The organism is Actinoplanes xinjiangensis, assembly GCF_003148685.1.
In the GTDB taxonomy this organism is placed as follows: Bacteria; Actinomycetota; Actinomycetes; order Mycobacteriales; family Micromonosporaceae; genus Actinoplanes; species Actinoplanes xinjiangensis.
Genome location: NZ_QGGR01000018.1, coordinates 41,085 through 64,979 on the forward strand (window position 1 = coordinate 41,085; position 23,895 = coordinate 64,979).

10 protein-coding genes are annotated in these 23,895 nt (G+C 69.2%); 5 read left to right on the forward strand and 5 right to left on the reverse strand.

The window, feature by feature from the left end:
• The first annotated feature begins 451 nt into the window (after positions 1 to 451).
• Positions 452 to 4,495, forward strand: a complete 4,044-nt coding sequence (locus BC793_RS32370) for a polymorphic toxin-type HINT domain-containing protein (RefSeq protein ID WP_158319425.1) — start codon at positions 452 to 454, stop codon at positions 4,493 to 4,495.
• A 144-nt stretch (positions 4,496 to 4,639) separates the two neighbouring features.
• Here BC793_RS32370 and BC793_RS32375 read toward each other — a convergent pair whose 3' ends face one another.
• Positions 4,640 to 5,215 (reverse strand): hypothetical protein, encoded by a 576-nt coding sequence (locus tag BC793_RS32375; protein ID WP_146246524.1) that lies wholly within the window; start codon positions 5,213 to 5,215, stop codon positions 4,640 to 4,642.
• 307 nt (positions 5,216 to 5,522) lie between these two features.
• Between BC793_RS32375 and BC793_RS32380 the strand changes: the two genes are divergently transcribed.
• The 3 genes from BC793_RS32380 to BC793_RS32390 all read left to right on the forward strand — a co-directional run bounded on the left by BC793_RS32380 (position 5,523) and on the right by BC793_RS32390 (position 12,320).
• Positions 5,523 to 7,331: an FG-GAP-like repeat-containing protein gene (locus BC793_RS32380; protein WP_109599492.1), complete on the forward strand. Its 1,809-nt coding sequence runs from the start codon at positions 5,523 to 5,525 to the stop codon at positions 7,329 to 7,331.
• A 596-nt stretch (positions 7,332 to 7,927) separates the two neighbouring features.
• Positions 7,928 to 11,950: a polymorphic toxin-type HINT domain-containing protein gene (locus BC793_RS32385; RefSeq protein WP_146246525.1), complete on the forward strand. Its 4,023-nt coding sequence runs from the start codon at positions 7,928 to 7,930 to the stop codon at positions 11,948 to 11,950.
• A 115-nt stretch (positions 11,951 to 12,065) separates the two neighbouring features.
• Complete coding sequence (locus tag BC793_RS32390; RefSeq protein ID WP_146246526.1) at positions 12,066 to 12,320, forward strand: hypothetical protein; 255 nt, start codon at positions 12,066 to 12,068, stop codon at positions 12,318 to 12,320.
• 114 nt (positions 12,321 to 12,434) lie between these two features.
• Here BC793_RS32390 and ppc read toward each other — a convergent pair whose 3' ends face one another.
• From ppc to BC793_RS32410, 4 genes are all read right to left on the reverse strand, one after another.
• The gene (ppc, locus tag BC793_RS32395) at positions 12,435 to 15,230 is read right to left on the reverse strand and encodes a phosphoenolpyruvate carboxylase (protein ID WP_109599498.1); all 2,796 of its coding nucleotides are present in this window, start codon (positions 15,228 to 15,230) and stop codon (positions 12,435 to 12,437) included.
• A 99-nt stretch (positions 15,231 to 15,329) separates the two neighbouring features.
• Complete coding sequence (locus BC793_RS32400) at positions 15,330 to 16,349, reverse strand: glycoside hydrolase family 6 protein (protein WP_109599500.1); 1,020 nt, start codon at positions 16,347 to 16,349, stop codon at positions 15,330 to 15,332.
• A gap of 5 nt (positions 16,350 to 16,354) precedes the next feature.
• A complete protein-coding gene (glxA, locus tag BC793_RS32405) occupies positions 16,355 to 18,304 on the reverse strand; it encodes a radical copper oxidase GlxA (RefSeq protein ID WP_109599502.1) in 1,950 nt (649 codons plus the stop codon).
• Entirely contained in the window at positions 18,301 to 20,007 is a 1,707-nt protein-coding gene (locus BC793_RS32410) for a glycosyltransferase family 2 protein (protein WP_109599504.1), read from the reverse strand. Before BC793_RS32410 ends, glxA begins: the two co-directional genes overlap by 4 nt.
• 264 nt (positions 20,008 to 20,271) lie before the next feature.
• On the opposite strand from BC793_RS32410, the gene mfd reads away from it, so the two are divergent.
• Positions 20,272 to 23,886, forward strand: coding sequence for a transcription-repair coupling factor (gene mfd, locus BC793_RS32415; RefSeq protein ID WP_109599506.1), 3,615 nt, complete (start codon positions 20,272 to 20,274; stop codon positions 23,884 to 23,886).
• Positions 23,887 to 23,895: the final 9 nt, after the last annotated feature.

A 23,895-nucleotide genomic window follows, 5' to 3' on the forward strand; every position in this document is an offset into this window, starting at 1 on the left:
TGGCGCGGGGAATCTCGCGGCGGTCGACCGGCATCGCCGGACCAACGGTCGTGGTGTCCGCCGCCGCTGTGGTGCCGGCGCAGGCTGTGGCCGGAACCGACGGTCCCCAGGTGCGGACCACCGTTATGGCGTCGGGCCGGAGATTCACGCTTCTCGGCTACGGCCTAACCGCCACTCAGCGGGTTCCCCGCCGTCTGCCGCGTAACGAAATCTGACGATGATCATCCCGGCCGCAGGTAGGGCGGGACTGCCTCGACAATCGGGCCGCCAGCCGCGGTGGTGTGGCCGGGAGGTTCGGCTGCATCAGCGTTCTCCTCATGTTCGGGACTGCCGGCGCCGTGCCGCGCGAACACCACATTGACTGATCGGCCCCGATCGCGGGCTGTCGAATGCCATGAGACCAGGAGGAAATTTAATGGGAGGCCATGGCCGGAGGGCCTGGAGATCGAGAGTGCGGTTGCTCGCGGTGGCGGGGTTGGCGTGCGCGCTGCTGACCCCGGTGGCGCCGGGCCGTGCCGAAGCGGCCGAGCCCGCCGTCAATGTGATGGACGTTCGGGCGCGTGTCGCTGATGCGGCGCGGTTGGGTGGGCCGTCGGTGCAGGCGGCGGCGCGGGCGGCGCTGTTGGGTTCGGATGCCGACTTGGAACGGTTCGTGGACCGTGACTGGGATGCGGCGTTCGTTCAGGACAATCGGATCCTCGTCGGTCAGTTGATGGCTGCTGATGGGCCGGCGGTGGCGGCCGCGGCCACTGCCGCGCTGGCGGGCTCCCCGGATGACGTGCAGAAATTCCTCGACTACGGCTTCGACCGGGCGTGGTTGCATGATGAGCGGATCCGGGTGGGTGATGCGATTCGTGCTGGTGGGCCGGTCACGGTGGAGAAGGGCAATCAGGCTCTGGACGCCGGTGATGAGGCGATCGGGGAGTTCCTGGCCACCGGGTTGGCGTCGACGCGTGCTCATGATGACCGTATTGAGGTCGGCATGATCATGCAGGCGGGTGGGCCGATCGTGCAGGCGGCGGGTAGTGCTGCTTTGGACGGTACTGCCGAGGATGTTCGTGAGTTTCTTCGGTATGGGCAGTATGTGGCGCAGGCGCGTGATGAGGAGATCGCGACGCTGGCGCAGTTGACGGAGCAGGCGCGGGCTGCGCAGCAGCAGACGCGGCAGGCGACGCAGCGGGCGCAGGTCTCGGCGAAGAAGGCGAACGAGGCGGCGGCGGCGGCGAACAAGGCGGCGCAGTTGGCGGCCAAGGAGACTGCTGAGGCGAAGGAGTCGACGCAGCGGGCTGCTCATGCGGCTAAGCGTGCTGCGGATGCTGCTGATCGTGCTGCTGCGGCGGCGCGGGAGGCGATCGGGGCGGCGCGGGAGGCGATCAAGGCTGCGCGGGTGGCGTCGAATGCTGCTTCGGCTGCGTCGGCGGCGGCGGTTCGGGCGGCGAACAAGGCTGCTGAGGCGCGGGGTAAGGCGAACGCGGCGTTGAAGGATCGTCAGTCCGCGGGGGATGCGCGTAAGGCTGCGGAGGAGGCGGACGCTGCTGCGCAGACTGCTGAGGATGCGGGCACGGCTGCGGTGCAGTCGGTGACGGCGATTCAGGAGGCGATCACCGCGGCGATGTCGGCGGTGAGTGCTGCGGAGAATGCGGATGCCGCTGGTGGTGCGGCTGATGCCGCTGGTGGTGAGGCGCATCTGGCGCAGGCGGAGGCCGATAAGGCGCGTGCGGCGGCGAATCGGGCGAAGGCGTATGCGGCGCAGGCGCGTCGGGCGTTGGCGGAGGCTGAGAAGTGGGCGGGCCGGGCTGCTGTTGCGGCGCGGCAGGCTCATGCGGCGGCCATCGATGCGGCGGGGCATGCGCGGCGGGCGGCTGCGGCGGCGAGGCTTGCTGCTGATCATGCTGGTCAGGCTGCGGATCTGGCGAGGGAGACCGCGGCTCATGCTGCGGAGGCTGATGCTGCGGCGAAGGTCGCCACGACGGCGGCGGCGACGGCGGCGACTGTTGAGCAGACCGCTCGTGATCTGGATGCCGAGCGGTTGCGGTTGGACACCGATCAGGCCATGCAGGCCGCCCGTGATGCGGCGGCGCTTGAGAAGCAGCAGCCGAAACCGACCCCCGACGACATTCCGCAGGTGGAGCGTCTGGATGCGGAGACGGTCCGGTTGCTGGCCGAGGCGACCGCGGCGAATGCCGCGGCGGAGGTGGTCCTGGATCGTGGCCGGCGGGCGGCGATGCGGGTGATGGACGGTGTGGGAACGTGGAGCAAGACCGCCGCGCATGAAGCGCTGACCAGTGATGTGCTGCTGCGTAAGTGGTTGACCGGTGGCCGGTTGGTCGCGGCGGAGCAGGATGATCGTGAGCGGGTCACGGTGCTGGCCGAGGCCGGTATCAGTCAGCCGCATCGGGATGCGGCGTTGAAGGCGTTGGCCGGTACGCACGCTGATGTGGTGCGTTTCCTCAAGACGCAGCAGTATCCGGGCAAGATCCACGTGGATCGGGCCGCGATCGGTGAGTTGATCAGGACCGGTGGGCCGGCGATGATCGCGGCCGGTAACAAGGCTCTGGACGGCACCGGCGCGGACGCGCACGAGTTCCTGCGCAGCGGGCAGTATGTGGCGGCTGAGCACGACACCCGGATCGCGGTGGGGGAACTTGCTCGTACCGGTGGTCCTGAGGTGCGGGCCGCGGCGAACATCGCCTTGGACGGTCCGTCGTCCTACCGTGAGGCGTTCCTGAAGATCGGTCAGTTCAAGGCCGCTCAGCGTGATCAGTCAGCTGCCGCGCACGCGCAGACGGCGAAGCGGTATGTGACCGAGGCGGCGCGTTTCGCGGCGCTGGCCCGCAGTGATGCGGCGACGGCGGCCAGGCTTGCGGCGCAGGCGAAGAACGACGCGGCGCAGGCGGATCTGGCCAAGAAGCGTGCCGAGGCGTCGGCTAAGGAGGCTGCGGACGCCGCGGCGCAGGCCAACGGCTACTGGTTGCAGGCCAAGAACTCCTCCGACCAGGCGGCCGCGTCGGCGCAGGCCGCCCGCAAGGCCGCGGCTGACGCTGCGGCTGCGGCTCAGAGCGCTGAGGCGTCGGCCCGGCATGCGCAGTATTCCGCCGCTCGGGCCGCGGATTCGGCCAAGGAGGCACAGGAATCCGCGGATGTGGCACGCAAGGCCGCTCTGGAGGCTGAGCAGGATTCCGCTGCGGCTTGGGACGCTGCTGCCCGGGCGTTCAGCGCCGCGGTCGAGAAGCGGATCGCCGAGCAGCGTGCGGCCGAGTCGTATCGCGATTCCAAGGGCAAACTGGACCCGCCGTGCTATTCCAGGAAGATTCCGTTCCTGGAGGACGCGCCCTGTTACGACCAGTTGTTCCTGGACAGTTTCCAGCAGGGCGGACGGACCTGTGACGACTTCGTCGACGTCGAGGCCTGCGAGCAGGCACTGCCTCTGGCGCTTCAGGGAGGCCTCGCCGCGTGTGGTGTCGTGTGGGAGCCCTGCGACGCGGTCGGCGCGATCATCTGCGCGTTCCAGAAAGACTGGGAATGCGTGGTCACCGAGATCGTCGCGCTTGTTCCGGGGCTGGGAATCCCCGCCAACGGCAAACGCCTCTACGACATCTACCGCAAATGGAAGAAGCTCGACAAGCAGCTGAAGGATAAGAAGAAAAAGAAGAAAGACAAAGATCAGGAAGAGAGCTGCCCTGACGACAACAGCTTCCTGCCCGGTACCAAGGTCCTGCTCTCCGATGGCACCAGCCGACCCATCGAGCAGCTCGCAGTCGGTGACCAGGTTCTGGCCACCGACCCCATCGGCAACATCACCGCCGCCAAGCCCATCGCCGCGACCATCGTCGGCGAGGGCGCCAAGAAGCTCGTCGACATCACCATCGACACCGACGGCGACCGCGGCGACGAGACCGCCACCATCACCGCCACCCACAACCATCCCTTCTGGGTGCCGGCCCTCTCCGAATGGGTCGACGCGGAGAAACTCTCCTCGCGGCAATGGCTGCGGACCAGTGCCGGAACCCACTTCGAGATCGCGGCGATCAAGCGCTATGGCGCTGAAGCCCGTGTCCACAACCTGACCATCGCCGACATCCACACCTATTACGTGCTCGCTGGCGACGTGCCGGTCCTGGTCCATAACGCGGATAAATGGTGCAAAGACGAAGACGAGCTGGACGATATCGACACCGTCTACGGTCCGCGTGTGGTGCAAGGCGTTGAGTACATGATCGATGAATACAACAAAGGTAAGACGACGCACGCGTTGAACAACATCGGCAAAGATGCCAAGGCGACGGCTCGCTACCTCCGACAGCCGAGAAAGTGGACCCACGTCGACAACAACACCGGTAACTGGGTGACCTACGATGACACCAACAAGATCATCATAATCAGGACCGCCCAGGATATCCACGCATATAATTATTCGGAGACCAGTTGGAACGGCAACGTGGGCAAGAAATACCTCGAGCCACCGGCCGGAACGACTCCTCCCGCGTGGCCGTGATGTAACCCGGTCACCATTTGAGCGCCACGTGCCTTGTTCCTGTCAAGGAACAGGGCACGTCGGCGTTCAGCCCCACCCCGGAGGGCGCTAGAGGCCGAGCCGGGTCTGCCTGGAGTCGGCCACCAAACGCCGGAGCCGTACAACTCAGGCTTCGTCGCCCCATGCGGGCGGATCGCTCGGCGGCCAAGGCCCGGGGGGCACGCCGAACGCGAGTTTGCGCGCGTGCTTGTTGTCGGGGGCGAGGTCCTGGACTGCTTGGCGGGCCCTATCGTCCTCGCCTCGGGCGCGTAAGAGATGGATGAGAAGATAGAGCGCGCTCCTGTCACCCTTCACCGCCCGCGCCTGTAGGTCGTCCGCGCGCCCCTCGTGATAAAGCTGATGATCGAGACGTCGACGCGCCTGATTGTCGGTTTCCGCGAGGGCGGCAAGCTCGTCGAGTCGCCCGGCGTGGGCCAGCGCGTTGAGATACCCGAGGTGCGCCTCGTAGACGGCATGTTGCCGACTCTCATCGAGCGTGGCCTGCCGAGCCGCCGACGAGTACTCTGCCGAGATCGATGCGTAAAACTCGATCGCAGCCGTATAGTCGCCCTGCTCCACCGCCCGGTCGGCCATTCTCAGTGTCGAGAACGGTTCCCCGAGTTCCGTATCCCGAGACCCCGCCTCGATCGCGATGGGCACGGCAGGCTCTTCAGCCTCAGGCGTCTCCGGAGTGGCATCCATGGAGGCCATGATGCTCGAACCGGTGCGCAGGCCGCCATCCGGGCATGCCGACCCGCTCAGGTCATGACACGGGCGCGGCAGGGCCACCGGCAGGGAACGTCACCCGTCGCCCGGTCATGTCGCAAGGGCACACTGCTGAATCCGCCTCTGTATATGATCGGGCTCGATCAATGGCGGTTTCGTCGATGTCCGGTTGCGCTGCGCCGGTCCGCCGACAGTCCCAGTCTTCTGTCTGTGCAGGAGCGCCGCACCTCCCGTGTCACGTGGAGGTGCGGTGCTTCCGCACGGGCGCGAAAGGATGAGTCCGATGTCCTCCCAAGGTTCTCGCCGCATCACCGTGGCGGGTGTCTCCGCCACGGTGATAGTGGCCGGTCTGCTCGGCGGCGCGGCCGCCCGAGCCGTCACCGGTGACACGGTGGCCGACGACGTCCATACCTTTACTGCCAGGGTCAACGTGGGTGCACCCGGCTTCGGCAGGGCCTGCACCGGTGCGCTCGTGGCGCCGTCGTGGGTGCTGACGGCGAGCACGTGCTTCGGTCAGACCGCCGCGGGCGCCCCGGCCCAGCCGACGACCGTGACGCTCGGCCGGTCGATCGTTGCCACCTGGGTCGTACCGCATCCGGACCGCAACCTCGCGCTGGTGCGCCTGCTCACGCCGGTCGCCGACATCGCGCCGGTGCCTCTCGCCACCACGGCGCCGGCCGCCGGTGAGGTGCTGCAACTGGTCGGCTACGGCCGTACCGCCACCGATTGGATCTCTGCCCGGAAACACGCCGGAACCGTCAGCGTGGAGACGGTCGGTGCCGCCACCCTGAGCGTCGCAGGAACCGACACGGCGAGCGTGACGACCTGCAAGGGTGACTCCGGCGGGCCGGCGCTGCGCGGCAGTGGCAGCACCGTCGAGCTCGTCGCGGTGCACCACACGTCCACCCAGCGCGGCTGCCTGGACGCGGGGGAGGTCGCCGAGTCTGGAGCGGAGGAGACTCGGGTCGACGACCTGTCCGGCTGGATCCGGGGCATCGCGGTGAACACCTGCAACGCCGAGGGCACGGCGGTCCCGACCGCCCAGACCGGTGCCGTCGTCTACACGGCTGACTTCACCGGCGACTGCAAGTCCGACATCATCCACCAGAACAACGACGGCGACCTGCAGGGCTGGTACTCCAAGGGCAACATGGCCGCGGACTCCGGGCTGTTCAACGGCGCCTCGCGTCTGGTCGGCGGCGGCTGGACCACGAGCAACATCCAGCGGATCCTCACCGGCGACTTCAACGGCGACGGCAAGGCCGACATCATCGGCCAGGACTCGACCGGACAGCTGCGGGCCTGGCCGTCGACCGGCGACATGTCGGCCGACAGCAAACTGTTCACCGGGGCCGCCCGGATCGTCGGCACCGGCTTCTCGACCACGAGCTTCCCGCGGTTGCTGACCGGTGACTTCAACGGCGACGGACGTACGGACCTTCTCGCCCAGAACGCCAGCGGCCAGCTGAAGGTGTGGGGCTCGACCGGCAACCTGTCGGGCGGCGTCCTGTTCCCGGGCTCGGGTGTGGTCGTCGGTACCGCCTTCACGACCACGAACATCCCGCGGATCCTCACCGGTGACTTCACCGGCGACGGCCGCACCGACGTCATCGGCCAGGACTCGACCGGCCTGCTGCGGGCCTGGGCGTCGTCCGGCGACCTGTCGGCCGACAACAAGCTGTTCCCGGGACCGGTCCGGATCGTCGGCGGCGGCTGGACCACCACGAACATCCCGCGGATCCTGACCGGCGACTTCAACGGCGACGGACGGACCGACATCATCCGGCAGGACTCGACCGGTCTGCTGCGCGTCTGGGCGTCCACCGGCAACCTGTCCGGCGACAACCTGATGTTCGCCGGCCCGTCGCGGATCGCCGGTGGCGGCTGGACCCAGGCCGCGTACCCGCGAATCATCCTCGGCGACTTCAACGGTGACGGCAAGCAGGACATCCTCAACCAGAACACCGCCGGTGAGCTGTACGGATGGGCCTCGACCGGCGACGTCTCGGCCGACAACACGCTCCTCGCGAGCGGCACCCGGCACAAGTTCGGCTCCGGCTGGACCCTCACCGCGTTCCCTCGGATCCTCTGACCGCACGTGCAAACGAGGCCCCGCACCGGAATCCGGTGCGGGGCCTCGGTCCGTCTGATGAGCCGATGTTGCGTAGAGCGGCGGCGATGCCATTGACCGTTGTTAGGAAGGTCGCACCGTGGCGCTGCGGTAACCGACGTCACAGCGTATCGATTTACTTCACCGTGGCATCCATCTATGGTTTGGCTCTGCTCGGTCTACGGGGGACCGACGGTGTAGGACGGCGCATGCATGCGCACGTTCCGACTTCGCCTCTCCCTCGTGCCTTGTGACGAGTCATGCAACGGCATCGGGGGATGGCGATGAACGACGCTCGGAATCTCACGGCACCTCCGCGGGCCACTGACGCGGCGGGGCACAGATCGTCGCTCCCCCGACTGTGAACCTGGTCCCGGCTCCGGCCCGACTGCCGTGAAGGCGCCCGGCAATCGCTGCGAGGCACGCACGGGCCACTTTCGTATGCGCACCCGTCAGAGCCGTCCGGCTCGAACGTCGCATTGCTCCGATCAGCCCCGACCGCAAGGTGCTGTCGATTGTCATCGAGACAGGAGAAGCTAGTAGTGAGACCTCATGGCCGGAGGGCCTGGAGATCGAGAGTGCGGTTGCTCGCGGTGGCGGGGTTGGCCTGCGCGCTGCTGACCCCGGTGGCGCCGGGCCGTGCCGAAGCGGCCGACCCTGCCGTCAACCTGCGGGACACCCGAGCCCGAATCGCTGATGCGGCGCGGTTGGGTGGGCCGTCGGTGCAGGCGGCGGCGCGGGCGGCGCTGTTGGGTTCGGATGCCGACTTGGAACGGTTCGTGGACCGTGACTGGGATGCGGCGTTCGTTCAGGACAATCGGATCCTCGTCGGTCAGTTGATGGCTGCTGATGGGCCGGCGGTGGCGGCCGCGGCCACTGCCGCGCTGGCGGGCTCCCCGGATGACGTGCAGAAATTCCTCGACTACGGCTTCGACCGGGCGTGGTTGCATGATGAGCGGATCCGGGTGGGTGATGCGATTCGTGCTGGTGGGCCGGTCACGGTGGAGAAGGGCAATCAGGCTCTGGACGCCGGTGATGAGGCGATCGGGGAGTTCCTGGCCACCGGGTTGGCGTCGACGCGTGCTCATGATGACCGTATTGAGGTCGGCATGATCATGCAGGCGGGTGGGCCGATCGTGCAGGCGGCGGGTAGTGCTGCTTTGGACGGTACTGCCGAGGATGTTCGTGAGTTTCTTCGGTATGGGCAGTATGTGGCGCAGGCGCGTGATGAGGAGATCGCGACGCTGGCGCAGTTGACGGAGCAGGCGCGGGCTGCGCAGCAGCAGACGCGGCAGGCGACGCAGCGGGCGCAGGTCTCGGCGAAGAAGGCGAACGAGGCGGCGGCGGCGGCGAACAAGGCGGCGCAGTTGGCGGCCAAGGAGACTGCTGAGGCGAAGGAGTCGACGCAGCGGGCTGCTCATGCGGCTAAGCGTGCTGCGGATGCTGCTGATCGTGCTGCTGCGGCGGCGCGGGAGGCGATCGGGGCGGCGCGGGAGGCGATCAAGGCTGCGCGGGTGGCGTCGAATGCTGCTTCGGCTGCGTCGGCGGCGGCGGTTCGGGCGGCGAACAAGGCTGCTGAGGCGCGGGGTAAGGCGAACGCGGCGTTGAAGGATCGTCAGTCCGCGGGGGATGCGCGTAAGGCTGCGGAGGAGGCGGACGCTGCTGCGCAGACTGCTGAGGATGCGGGCACGGCTGCGGTGCAGTCGGTGACGGCGATTCAGGAGGCGATCACCGCGGCGATGTCGGCGGTGAGTGCTGCGGAGAATGCGGATGCCGCTGGTGGTGCGGCTGATGCCGCTGGTGGTGAGGCGCATCTGGCGCAGGCGGAGGCCGATAAGGCGCGTGCGGCGGCGAATCGGGCGAAGGCGTATGCGGCGCAGGCGCGTCGGGCGTTGGCGGAGGCTGAGAAGTGGGCGGGCCGGGCTGCTGTTGCGGCGCGGCAGGCTCATGCGGCGGCCATCGATGCGGCGGGGCATGCGCGGCGGGCGGCTGCGGCGGCGAGGCTTGCTGCTGATCATGCTGGTCAGGCTGCGGATCTGGCGAGGGAGACCGCGGCTCATGCTGCGGAGGCTGATGCTGCGGCGAAGGTCGCCACGACGGCGGCGGCGACGGCGGCGACTGTTGAGCAGACCGCTCGTGATCTGGATGCCGAGCGGTTGCGGTTGGACACCGATCAGGCCATGCAGGCCGCCCGTGATGCGGCGGCGCTTGAGAAGCAGCAGCCGAAACCGACCCCCGACGACATTCCGCAGGTGGAGCGTCTGGATGCGGAGACGGTCCGGTTGCTGGCCGAGGCGACCGCGGCGAATGCCGCGGCGGAGGTGGTCCTGGATCGTGGCCGGCGGGCGGCGATGCGGGTGATGGACGGTGTGGGAACGTGGAGCAAGACCGCCGCGCATGAAGCGCTGACCAGTGATGTGCTGCTGCGTAAGTGGTTGACCGGTGGCCGGTTGGTCGCGGCGGAGCAGGATGATCGTGAGCGGGTCACGGTGCTGGCCGAGGCCGGTATCAGTCAGCCGCATCGGGATGCGGCGTTGAAGGCGTTGGCCGGTACGCACGCTGATGTGGTGCGTTTCCTCAAGACGCAGCAGTATCCGGGCAAGATCCACGTGGATCGGGCCGCGATCGGTGAGTTGATCAGGACCGGTGGGCCGGCGATGATCGCGGCCGGTAACAAGGCTCTGGACGGCACCGGCGCGGACGCGCACGAGTTCCTGCGCAGCGGGCAGTATGTGGCGGCTGAGCACGACACCCGGATCGCGGTGGGGGAACTTGCTCGTACCGGTGGTCCTGAGGTGCGGGCCGCGGCGAACATCGCCTTGGACGGTCCGTCGTCCTACCGTGAGGCGTTCCTGAAGATCGGTCAGTTCAAGGCCGCTCAGCGTGATCAGTCAGCTGCCGCGCACGCGCAGACGGCGAAGCGGTATGTGACCGAGGCGGCGCGTTTCGCGGCGCTGGCCCGCAGTGATGCGGCGACGGCGGCCAGGCTTGCGGCGCAGGCGAAGAACGACGCGGCGCAGGCGGATCTGGCCAAGAAGCGTGCCGAGGCGTCGGCTAAGGAGGCTGCGGACGCCGCGGCGCAGGCCAACGGCTACTGGTTGCAGGCCAAGAACTCCTCCGACCAGGCGGCCGCGTCGGCGCAGGCCGCCCGCAAGGCCGCGGCTGACGCTGCGGCTGCGGCTCAGAGCGCTGAGGCGTCGGCCCGGCATGCGCAGTATTCCGCCGCTCGGGCCGCGGATTCGGCCAAGGAGGCACAGGAATCCGCGGATGTGGCACGCAAGGCCGCTCTGGAGGCTGAGCAGGATTCCGCTGCGGCTTGGGACGCTGCTGCCCGGGCGTTCAGCGCCGCGGTCGAGAAGCGGATCGCCGAGCAGCGTGCGGCCGAGTCGTATCGCGATTCCAAGGGCAAACTGGACCCGCCGTGCTATTCCAGGAAGATTCCGTTCCTGGAGGACGCGCCCTGTTACGACCAGTTGTTCCTGGACAGTTTCCAGCAGGGCGGACGGACCTGTGACGACTTCGTCGACGTCGAGGCCTGCGAGCAGGCACTGCCTCTGGCGCTTCAGGGAGGCCTCGCCGCGTGTGGTGTCGTGTGGGAGCCCTGCGACGCGGTCGGCGCGATCATCTGCGCGTTCCAGAAAGACTGGGAATGCGTGGTCACCGAGATCGTCGCGCTTGTTCCGGGGCTGGGAATCCCCGCCAACGGCAAACGCCTCTACGACATCTACCGCAAATGGAAGAAGCTCGACAAGCAGCTGAAGGATAAGAAGAAAAAGAAGAAAGACAAAGATCAGGAAGAGAGCTGCCCTGACGACAACAGCTTCCTGCCAGGAACCAGGGTCCTGCTCTCCGATGGCACCAGCCGACCCATCGAGCAGCTCGCAGTCGGTGACCAGGTTCTGGCCACCGACCCCATCGGCAACATCACCGCCGCCAAGCCCATCGCCGCGACCATCGTCGGCGAGGGCGCCAAGAAGCTCGTCGACATCACCATCGACACCGACGGCGACCGCGGCGACGAGACCGCCACCATCACCGCCACCCACAACCATCCCTTCTGGGTGCCGGCCCTCTCCGAATGGGTCGACGCGGAGAAACTCTCCTCGCGGCAATGGCTGCGGACCAGTGCCGGGACACAGGTCCAGATCACCGCGGTTCGGCACTACGACGACGAAGCGCGTGTCCACAACCTGACCATCGCCGACATTCACACGTACTATGTGTTGGCCGACCAGGTCCCGGTGCTCGTCCACAACTGTGGTATCGCACTGGGTATGCGTACTCCCCCGCGCGACGGACGGCCCCTGGAGGAGTTCGCGGACGACACCGGTGCTGACGCGTACTGGGACTGGCCCTCGGGCGGCGAGGACTTCGTAGAGGAACTCAAGGAGTACGTGAAGGACGGAAAGACGACGATCCACTTCAACCTCGACGGGATCGATCACCCACGCGAGTTCGCCGCGATGGGAGCCGGCATCAATCCCAAGGCCGGTGAGCACGTCACGGCTTGGGAATTGCATCTGGTGAGCAGTAATCCGAATGCCCTGGCTCGCACGAAGTTCTATCGGAACAACGAAGAAGTGGACAATCCCTTTGATTGATGACTCGTCGACTGGCTCCCAGGCTGCCCTGGTGCTGCCTGGGAGGTTCCAGCCCCGGCGTTACGTCATCGGTCACTCGGAGCTCGAGATTCGAGGACCGGCCGGTTCGGGTCGGGTGACCAGCCTGAGGTTCTTCGGGGTGCTCGGGGTGAAGCTGAAGTCCGAGTACGACTCGCTGACCGTGGCCGAGGCGGACCAGTCGCTGCGGTCCGAGGTGCTTTCCTTCGCCGGGGTCGCCGGGCGGTCGTGGGCGCGGAAGGTTCGCGTTTTCGTCCTTTCGGAGGAGAGCTTCGTCGCGTGCCTCTCGCTGGTCGTTCGTGAACTCGTGGATGCGGATGCCCCGGAGGGGAAGCTCATCTACAAGAGCTAGTACGCCGACGGCACCCGTCGGCAACCACCAAGATTCTTCGGTTCGTTGCCGAACCAAGCGGCGGGGCCCACACCGGTTTCGGTGTGGGCCCCGCCGTCTGCGCTGCGGAATGGATCAGCCGGTGTTGCGCATGCCGGCGGCGATGCCGTTGACCGTGGTCAGCAGCGCCCGCTCCAGGGCCGTCGAGTCCGACGGGCCCCGGCGGGCGCCCGGCGCCGTCGGCATCTGGCGACCGGCCTCGCCGAGTTCCCGGTACTGGCGCAGCAGCGCCACCTGGAGGTGGTGCAGCGGCTCCAGGTACGTGTCCCGGACGCCCAGCGTGCGGTTGAGTTCCGGCTGCGAGGCCAGCAACTCGGTGCCGCCGGTGATGGCCAGCACCTCCTGGACGGTCAGCGCGTACTCCTGCTCGATCGTGGTGAAGATGTGGTGCAGGTCTTCGGGGACCAGCGTCTCCACGTAGCGGCGGGCGATCGACAGGTCGGTCTTGGCCAGCATCATCTCGACGTTCGACAGGAACGTGCGGAAGAACTGCCAGTTCTCGTGCATGGCGTCGAGTTCGTTGCCGAGGCCGGCGGCGCGGACGGCGGCCAGGCCGGTGCCGACACCGAACCAGCCGGGGACGATCTGCCGGGTCTGGGTCCAGCCGAACACCCACGGGATGGCGCGCAGGCCGCTCAGGCCGGCATCGGCGTTGGGGCGCTTGGCCGGGCGGGAGCCGATGTTGAGGGCGCCGAGCAACTCGGTGGGGGTGGCGGCCCAGAAGTAGGCGGCCAGGTCGGGGTCCTCGACCAGCGAACGGTAGCGGGTGAACGCCGCGTCCGAGGCCGTGTCCATGACCGAGTCCCACACCTCGAGGCGGACCGGGTCGACGGAGATGTTGGTGTGCAGCAGCGTCGCCTGGAGTACGGCCGCGACCGTGAGTTCCAGGTTCTCCCGGGCCAGGGCGGGCACCGTGTACTTGTCGGAGATGACCTCGCCCTGCTCGGTCACCTTGATCGCGCCGTCCAGCGTGCCGTACGGCTGCGCCAGGATCGCCTCGTGCGTGGGGCCGCCGCCGCGCCCGACCGTACCGCCGCGGCCGTGGAAGAGCCGGAGCCGGACGCCGTGCCGGGCCGCGACGTCACGCAGCGACCGCTGTGCCTTGTGGATGCGCCACTGGCTGGTGGTGATCCCGGCCTCCTTGTTGGAGTCCGAGTAGCCGAGCATGATCTCCTGCACGTCGCCGCGGGCGCGGACGATCTCCCGGTAGGCCGGGATGGAGAGCATCTCGTCGAGCAGGTCGCCGCCGGCGTCGAGTTCGGCCGGGGTCTCCAGTAGCGGGATGATGTCGACCTGGGCGCGGCCGGTGTGGATGTCGACGAGGCCGGCCTCGCGGGCCAGCACGGCCGCGGCGAGCACGTCGTCGACGCCGAGGGTCATCGAGATGATGTACGACTCGATGACGTCGTCACCGAACCGGGCCTGGGACTCGCGGATGGTGTGGAACACGTCGAACGTCTTGCGGGCCGAGTCGGTGAGCGGGGTGTCGATGTTCGACAGCGGCCGGCGCCCGGTCAGTTCGGCGGCCAGCAACTTGGTCCGGGAGACCCGGTCCAGGGTGGCGTAGTCGTCGACCTCACCGACCTGCGCGTACATCTGCTGGAGCACCTCGTGGTGCTTCTCGGCGTGCTCGCGGACGTCAAGCGTGGCGAGCTGCAGGCCGAACGCGGACACCTGCCGGATCGCGGTGGCGACCACCCCGACGGCGGAGAGCTGGCCGGAGTTGCGGGCCAGCGAGGCGCGCATCAGCTCCAGATCGGAGATCAGCTCGGCGCTGCCCAGATAGTCGCGGCCGGGCACGTGCGGGGTGTTGCTGACCAGCCGGGCCCGGGTGTTGGCGAGTTTCGCCTTGATCGCCCGCACCTTCAGACGGTACGGCTCCTCGGCGTTGACCCGGCGGAACCGCTGCGCGATCTCGGGCAGGGTGTCGAGGTCCTGGGCGAGGCTGGCGGACAGGTCGAGGGAGACGCCGCGCAGCCGCCGGGAGACGGACAGCTCGTCGATCAGCTTGTCCATCGCCTTCTCGGTGGCCTGGATACCGTGCTCATGCTGGATGAGCAGCACCTCGCGGGTGACGGTCGGCGTGACGAACGGGTTGCCGTCGCGGTCGCCGCCGATCCACGAGCCGAAGGTCAGCGGCTTCGACGTGGGTGCGGTCTCCACACCGAGGCGGCGCAGCGTGTCGGCGAGGTCGTCGAGCACCTGCGGGGCCGCTTCGGCGTACAGATCCTTCAGGTAGTAGACCGCGTTGCGGGCCTCGTCGGTCGGGTCCGGCCGGTCGAGGCGCAGCTCGTCGGTCTGCCAGAGCAGGTCGATGAGTTCGGCGAACCGCTTGGTGGAGACGGTGGTGTCGGTGGCGCCGTAGAGGGCGGCGGCCGCGGACTCGGCGTCGAGCGAGTCGGCGACCTGGCGCAGCTTCGACAGGATCGAGCGGCGGGCGGCCTCGGTGGGGTGCGCGGTGAAGACGGGGCGGATCGCGAGGCGACGGGCGGCGGCGGCGATCTCGTCGGCCGGCACACCCTTCTCGGCGATCTGCTTGGCGGCCTGGTCCAGCCAGCCGCCGTTCCTGGCCCGGCGGCGCTGCAGGTCACGGGCGCGGTGCACCTGCTCGGTGATGTTCGCCAGGTGGAAGTAGGTGGAGAAGGCCCGGGCCAGCTTGGTGCCGGTGGTGATGTCCATGGCGGAGAGCCGGTCGGCGGCGGCCGGGGCGTCCTGCCGGACCAGGGCACGGATCTCCTCGACCAGGTCGAGAAGGGGACGGCCCTCTTGACGGGCCAGGGTCTGACCGAGCAGCGTGCCGATCCGGCGGATGTCGGCGCGTAGTGCTGCGTCGGGACCCTCCAGGTCGAGGTGGGCAGGCTCGTCGGACATCGGGCGCTCCTTCGCTCGGATGGCTCCAGGACGGCGCTGTCCCGACTTCGCCGATGTTATCGGCGTACCCCGGTCAGGGGGTGAATTGAGTCAAGAGTCTCATGACCCGGTCAGCGACCGCGCATAGGCGGGGTACCACTGACCTGCGGGGGGAGCGCCGCCGCCGCAGGCGCCGTCCGACTCTCCGGGACGTTTCACCCAGAGGTACGCATCGACGAGTTCCCGTCCGGTACGCAGGGTCGGGACGTGGCCGAGCCGTCGTCCGGGCGGATTGCACCAGAGCCGGTCACCCCTGCCCCGGCGGGCCGGGCCGTTGCCGTTGCGGCTGGTGTCGACGACGAAGTGCCGGCCGGCGAGCAGGCGGGACAGCTCTGTTCCGTACCGCAGATTGGTGTCGGTGGTGTGGAAGTTGGCGACGTTGAGGGCGAAGCCGCGGGCGCGGGTGGCGCCGGACCGCCGCAGTGCCGGCGCCATCCGGGCCGCGGAGACCCATCCGGGGTGACCGGCGTCGAGGTAGACCGCGACGCCCGGTTGGGCCCGCAGGGTGTCGACCGCGTGGGCGAGGAGGGTGTAGCGCGCCGCCGCGGCCCGCGGCCCGAGACATCCCGAGACGGCCTGGGCGACCGCGTCCGGTTCCAGGATCACCATGGCGCGGTGCCCGCGCATCGCGCCGGCCATCGAGGAGATCCAATTGCGGTACGACTGTGCGCTGCGCGCGCCGCCTGCCGAGTACTGCCGGCAGTCCCGGTGCGGAATGAAGTAGAGCGTCACGACCGGCACCCTCCCGGTCGTGCTCGCCGCGGTGACCAGCCGGCGGGCCCGGTCGGCGAACCCGGGCCGTGCGTCGGTGAACCAGGTCGCGGCCGGCTGGTCGGCGATCCGCCGGATCACCGCGGCCTCCCGGTGCCGTCCCGACTTGCGGAGATTGCGCAGGTAGCGCGGCGCGAGCCCGCCCGGGTCGAGGTAGAGGCCGGCGACGGGCCGGGCGGCGGGCGGGGTCCGCAGCGGTGCCGGTTCCGCCGGGTCGTGCGCCAGCGCGACGGCGGCGGCGGTGGTGACGCCGAGCAGCAGGGCGAGCAGGCGCGCCCGGCGCCCTCTCCGGTAGCGGTGCCGTGCCATCGGTCTCAGCGCACCCGCACCCAGCGGGCCACCGACGGTACGCCCTTCTCGTTCATGAGAAACAGCATGTACCACCCGGACGGTACGACACCGGACTTCTCCGGCACCGTCACCTCGACGGCGTTCCCGAGGCTGCGCAGCCCGAGGGCCACCGACCGCTGGTCCACGTCGGTGACGTGGGTGACCGCGCTGGGCCGCAGCAGCCGGGCCGAGACGATCCGGTTCGCGTCCGGGGTGCCGAACACCGCCGCGCCACCCCGGTCCACCGCGACCGGGCCGCCGGTGATCACCGGACGGTCGCCCTGGAACAGGTACGGCGGGCTGTAGATCTCGATCCGCTTCTCGAAGGTGCCGGCGTTCTTCCCGGTCCGGTCGTAGAGCGGGTCACCTCCCATGGTGATCACCCGGCCGTCCGGCAGCAGGATCGCCTCGGAGTGGTAGTTGCGGCCGACCGTCGACTCGGCCGCCGTCTCGAACACGTTTTGGCGCGGGTGGTAGATCTGCGAGTTGAACAGGTCGCTGCGCGGCTGACCCCGGTACGGCCCACCGCGGTACCCCGACGAGCCGCCGGTGGTGAGAACCGTGTCGTCGGGCAGCACCACGGTCGACAGATAGCGGGCCGGCCTCGGCAGATCCGGGCCCGGCTGGTACCGCGGGTCCGGCTCGTCCAGGTCGGCGATCCCGGTCCGCGCCGTCGACTCCTCGGACTCACCGATCCCGCCGCCACCGAGGATCATCACCCGCTGGTCCTGGGCCGGCGGCAGCAGCACCGATGAGCTGGTCTCGTTCATCCCGGCGTCCCGCAGCCCGGGCACCGGCTGGAAGGTGTTGCGCTCGACGTCCCACAGGCCGGGCGTGCGGCCCTCGGTGTCCGAGCCGTACCCGGAGTTGGAGCCGGAGTAGAAGACCCGGCCGTCGGCCATCAGGTGCAGGCCCGGATAGGTGGGGAAGTAGCGCTTCAGCTCCGGCGCGGCCACCCAGCGGCGCTGCGCCGGCAGGTACCGCTCGTTGCGCCCGGGCAGGATCCGGCCGAACTGGTCCAGCCCGGAGACCGCGATCACGTCACCACCGGTCAGCCCGATCAGGGTCGGGTACCAGCGGTGGTCGCGCATGTTCCCGGTGCGGACGTAGCGCTCGGTCAGCGGGTCGAACTCGTAGGACGTGCGGTCGCCGCCGTACTCCTGCTTCTCGCGGGTGATCTTCTCGGCGATGCCGTAGAGGTTGCGGGCGTCGGTGCCGGTCAGTCCCTCGATCCGGTACTGGGCGGGGCTGTCGACGACCGGCCGGTCGCCCTTGGCCACCGCGTCGGCCCACACCTCGGCCTCGCCGGCGTGCACCATGATCTGGCCGTGGTGGGCCATCTTGCGCGCGGCCGGGACGGTCACCTTCGACCGGGTCCGGTAGACCTCGCCGGTGGCCGAGAGCAGGCGGGTGCCCTTCGGGAAGACCCGCGGGCCGCCGTCCGGTGACTCGTTCTTGAACTTCATCACCCCGGCCGCGTGCTCCACGTCCGCCTCGAGCACCTCGTACGACTTCGTGCCGCCGGCCACCAGCAACTTGCCGTCCGGCAGGAAGGTGTGGCCCGCGCAGAACACGTCGGTCGGCGTCGGCACCTCGGTGAACTCGTCGTCGCGGGGGTCGTAGAGCACGGTCCGGAACGACTCGGCCTCGAACGCGTCCTTGTTGTTGCCGCTGCCCGCGATGATCAGCACCTTGCCGGTGTGCAGCAGCGCCGCGTGAATGGCGTTGACCTTGAAACCGCGGGGGACCGGCAGGCGGGCCCAGTGGCCGTGACGTTCCTTGTAGGACTGACGGTTGATCTGGTACGCGTGCAGGGCCTCGCCGGCGACCGCGACCATCGGCCGGTTCGCGATCACCACCACCGCCAGCACCACCAGCGTGACCAGACCACTCATCAGCCGCCGGGCCGGGGAGGGACGCGAGTGCGGCTTCATGCCGACGTCTCCTTTCTGCTGCGGAACAGCCACAACGTGACCGGGGTGAGGCAGATCGCCAGGTTCAGGGCGGGCCAGGCGTACATGGCCGGGTCGACGTGGTCGACGAACGGCGAGAAGGTCAGCAACGCGGCGTAGAGGGCGGCCCAGCGCAGGCCCGGCGCGAACGTGGCGAGCCGGTCCGGACTGGTCGAGTCGCCCTTCGGGGTCACCACGAAACCGGACCGACGGCGCAGCACCGCGGAGAGGAACGACGACACGTAGACCGGGGTGCACAGGGTGGAGGCCAGCATCCCGGCCAGGCCCGACGACCCGGACTTCTCGTGCGGGCTGACGTTGTGCCGCCGGTTGAACAGGTAGAGACCGACCTGGAAGAGCGCGGCGTCCACGTAGAGCATCAGCCAGACCTCGGCGGGCACCTGTACGCCCTTCGCGCCGAGCAGCAGGAAGCAGGCCGCGTTCAGCGCCCCGAGCAGCCACGCCAGCGCGGTCAGCGGGTAGTACGACATGAGGAGCCCGTACTGCAGCGCGCGGGCCGGGCCGAGCCGTGGCAGCAGTGCGGCGAACCGGCGGACCACCACCTCGTCGGTGCCCCGCGACCAGCGGTGCTGCTGGGTGAAGTAGTCGGTCCACGAGGACGGGCCCTCGCCGACGGCCAGTACGTCCGGCGTGTAGACCGAGGTCCAGCGCCGGCCGGTCGCCGGGTTGCGGGCCGCGTGGATCTCCACGCTGGTGGCCATGTCCTCGGTGATCGAGTCCTGGAGGCCGCCGATCTGCTGGAGTGCCGAGATCCGGACCGCGTTGTTCGTGCCGACCAGCATGGCGATGCCCCGGCGGTTGCCGGCCCGCTGCAACAGCGCGTGGAAGAGGTACTGCTGCGACTCGGCCCAGCGGGTCACCCGGTTGTCGTAGTTGCCGTAGATCTGCGGCCCGACCACGAACGCCACGTCCGGGTCCCGGAAGTAGCCGATCAACCGCTCGCAGAAGTTCGGGGCGGGCACGTGGTCCGGATCGACCGAGACGAACACGTCGTACCCGGATCCGTGTGTGGTCAGCCAGGAGTTGTAGTTGCCGTGCTTGGTCCGCGCCTTGTAACAGCCCTGGTCCGTGTTGAGCTCGGGGTTGCCGTGCCGGGTGAAGTGGCGCACCCCGAGCCGCCGGCACATCAGCCGGACCACCGGGTCGTCACCCTCGTCGAGCAGCCACACGTCGTAGTGGCCGTCGTAGCGGATCTGCCGGGCGGCCCGCAGCGTGCGTTCCACCATCTCGACCGGCTCCTTGCCGGGCACGATGGTGGTCAGGAACGCGATCCGCAGGGAGGTGTCCGGGACGACCGGTTGCGGGTCCCGCGCCCAGAGCGTCGCGAAGCACAGCGTCACGACGTTGACCAGCCGGAACAGCTCGATCGCCGCGGTTGCCACGATCATGAAGCCGGTGGCCAGGTAGAGGATGGTGTGCAGGTCGTGGTCGGGCATCTCGATCGAGGTGACCAGCCAGCCGAAGAACGTGCTCTCGAAGGCGAAGGCGAACAGCGTGATGAGCAGTGTCCGGATCGGACGCCGGCGGGCCAGCCGCCGCATCCGCACCCGGTACGGCCCGCCGTCCTCCGGCGCCTGTTCGGCCGGCCCGGCCAGCACGCTGTACGCGCTGTACGCGGACTGCCTCGGCAGCAGGTGGGTGCTGTCCGTCTCGTCGCTCGGCATCGGCGTACGCCCGGTCGGCGGCCGTTGCGGCGGAATCTTCCCGGTCGTTATCGGGACAGGCTGGATTCGCACGTTTCGACCTCCCCCATTTCGTGCGCAACGTCCGGGGACTTTTCCACGGCTACGCGGCCCGCATGTCGGACATGCTGTGCGATAAGGCGCGGGGTGCGGGATCCGTCGGCGTGTCGGACTAAGCTGAGGGGCACACCCCCGTCCGCCACCCGGATCGGGGCTGTTCGTCGTGCCCTCGGGGGGTCACTCGCCATGCAACTGTCCGGTCTGATTCCTGCCGCCCTGCGCGATCGCGGCCTCGCACGTGCGCGTGACCTCGCGGCCAAGGGCTTCGTCGATTCGGACTCGCTCGACCTGACCGCACCGGTCTCGTTGCGCCCGTTCGTGGTCGCCGCCGTCGCCGGCCCGGCCGATCTCGGCGGCGCCCAGCGGTCCGTCCTGGCCGTCACCGCCACCTCGCGCGAGGCCGACGACCTGGCCGACGCGCTGGGTTGCCTGATCGATCCCGAACTGGTCGCCGTCTACCCGTCCTGGGAGACCCTGCCGCACGAGCGGCTGTCACCGCGCTCCGACACGGTCGGGCGCCGGCTGGCCGTGCTGCGCCGCCTCGCCCACCCCGGTGACACGCCGTTGCGGGTGGTCGTCGCACCGGTCCGGTCGCTGCTGCAGCCACAGCTCAAGGGCCTCGGCGACCTGGAACCGGTGGAGCTGGTCACCGGCCGGGAGATGGAGCTGGAGGCGGTCGCGCGGCGGCTCTCCGACATGGCGTACGCACGGGTCGACCTGGTCACCAAGCGCGGCGAGTTCGCGGTCCGCGGCGGCATCCTGGACGTGTTCCCGCCGACCGACGAGCACCCGTCCCGGGTCGAGTTCTGGGGCGACGAGGTCGAGGAGATCCGCACCTTCGCGGTCGCCGACCAGCGGACCATCGACCAGGTCCCGCGGCTGTGGGCGCCGCCCTGCCGGGAACTGCTGCTCACCCCGGACGTCCGGGCCAGGGCCGCCGCCCTCGCGGCCGAGCACCCCGAGCTCGCCGAGATCCTGGACAAGCTGGCCGAGGGCATTCCGGTCGAGGGGATGGAGTCGCTGGCCCCCGCGCTGGTGCAGGGGACCGACAGCATGGAGTTGCTGGTCGACTGCATGCCGGCCGGGACCCACGTCCTGCTCTGCGACCCGGAGCGGATCCGGACCCGGGCGCACGACCTCACCCGTACGTCGGACGAGTTCCTGGAAGCCTCCTGGGCCGCGGCCGCCGTCGGCGGGCAGGCGCCGATCGACGTCGGCGCCGTGGCCTTCCGCAGTCTGGCCGACGTCCGGGCGCACGCCGCGGTCCTGCATCAGCCGTGGTGGTCGATCTCACCCTTCGGGCTGGCCGACACCCCCGCCGAGGCACTGCCCTGGGAGGACGCCCCGGTCACCGAGGTCGCCCCGGACACGGGGGACGCGATCGCGCTGGCCGCGCAGCCCGTCCCGCTCTACCACGGCGACACCGCCAAGCTCGCCGGTGACCTCGCCGGCTGGGCCGGTCAGGGCTGGGCGATCGCGCTGGTCTTCGAAGGCAAGGGCACCGCACAGCGGGCCGCCGAGTTGCTCCGCGACGCCGGCCTGGGCGTCACCCCGGTGGACTCGATCCCGTCCGCCATCCGGGACGGGCAGGTCCTGATCACCTGCGGCGGGCTGAACCACGGTTTCGTCGACGAGGCCTCCCGGCTGGCCGTGATCACCGGCAACGACATCTCCGGCGGCCGTGGCGCGTCCACCAGGGACATGCGCAAGCTGCCGGCCCGGCGGCGCAACACCATCGATCCGCTGGAGCTGAAGACCGGCGACTTCGTGGTGCACGAGCAGCACGGCATCGGCCGCTACATCGAGCTGGTGCAGCGGGTCGTCAACGGCGCCGAGCGGGAGTACCTGGTCATCGAGTACGCCGCCTCCAAGCGGGGCCAGCCCGGCGACCGGCTCTTCGTCCCCACCGACCAGCTGGACCAGCTCTCCCGCTACGTCGGCGGCGAGTCGCCCACCCTGCACAAGATGGGCGGCGCCGACTGGCAGAAGAGCAAGGCCCGCGCCAAGAAGGCGGTCAAGGAGATCGCCGCCCAGCTCATCCAGCTGTACGCGGCGCGCCAGGCCTCCTCGGGCCACGCGTTCGGCCCGGACACCCCGTGGCAGCGGGAGCTGGAGGACGCCTTCCCATACACCGAGACGCCCGACCAGATGGCCGCGATCATCGAGGTCAAGCACGACATGGAACTACAGGTCCCGATGGACAGGCTGATCTGCGGCGACGTCGGTTACGGCAAGACCGAGATCGCGGTACGGGCGGCGTTCAAGGCCGTACAGGACGGCAAGCAGGTGGCCGTGCTCGTGCCGACGACCCTGCTCGCCCAGCAGCACTTCAACACGTTCACCGAGCGGATGAGCCAGTTCCCGGTGCAGATCCGGCAGCTGTCCCGGTTCCAGACGCCGAAGGAGACCACCCTCACCCTGGAGGGCGCCGCCAACGGCACGGTCGACATCATCATCGGCACCCACCGGCTGCTCGCCAAGTCGACCCGCTTCAAGAACCTCGGCCTGATCATCGTCGACGAGGAGCAGCGCTTCGGCGTCGAGCACAAGGAGCAGCTCAAGGCCCTGCGCGCCTCGGTCGACGTGCTGACCATGTCGGCCACCCCGATCCCGCGGACCCTGGAGATGGCGATCACCGGCATCCGCGAGATGTCGACCATCGCCACCCCGCCGGAGGAGCGCCACCCGGTCCTCACCTACGTCGGCGCGTACGACGAGAAGCAGGTCGCCGCCGCGATCCACCGCGAGCTGCTGCGCGACGGCCAGGTCTTCTACCTGCACAACCGGGTCGAATCGATCGACCGGGCCGCCCGCAAGCTGCGCGAGCTGGTGCCCGAGGCGCGGGTCGCGGTGGCGCACGGCCAGATGAGCGAGGAACAGCTCGAGAAGGTGATGGTCGGCTTCTGGGAGAAGGAGTTCGACGTCCTGGTCTGCACCACGATCGTCGAGTCCGGCATCGACATCCCGAACGCCAACACCCTCATCCTGGAGCGCGCCGACCTGCTCGGTCTCGCCCAGCTGCACCAGATCCGGGGCCGGGTCGGCCGGGGGCGCGAGCGGGCGTACGCGTACTTCCTCTACCCCCGGGACAAGCCGCTCACCGAGCACGCCCACGAGCGCCTCGCCACCATCGCCCAGCACACCGAACTCGGCGCCGGCATGTACGTCGCGATGAAGGACCTGGAGATCCGCGGCGCCGGCAACCTGCTCGGCGGCGAGCAGTCCGGCCACATCGAGGGCGTCGGCTTCGACCTCTACGTGCGGATGGTCGGCGAGGCCGTGGCCCAGTTCAAGGGCGAACGGCAGGAGGAGGAGCCCGAGGTCAAGATCGACCTGCCGATCGACGCGCACCTGCCCACCGAGTACATCTCGGTCGAGCGCCTGCGCCTGGAGATGTACCGCAAACTCGCCGAGGCCCGCGACGACACCCGCCTCGACGAGGTGGTCGGCGAGATGAAGGACCGCTACGGCGAACCGCCCGCCCCGGTCGTCAACCTCATCGCGGTCGCCCGGTTCCGGCAGGTGGCCCGTACCTACGGCCTCACCGACGTGTCCATGCAGGGCAAGCACATCCGGCTCTCGCCGCTCCCCCTGCCGGACTCCAAGCAGATGCGGCTCAAGCGCTACCACCCGGACTCGGTCTACAAGACCGGCGCCGACCAGGTCAGCGTCCCGCGGCCCAGTACCCGCCGCATCGGTGGCGAACTGCTGCGCGACCAGGCTCTTCTCCAGTGGTGCGCGCAGCTGCTCAAGGACGTTCTCGGGGAGCCGGTGAAAACCGGCGCCGCCCGGGCGACGTAAATCACAATG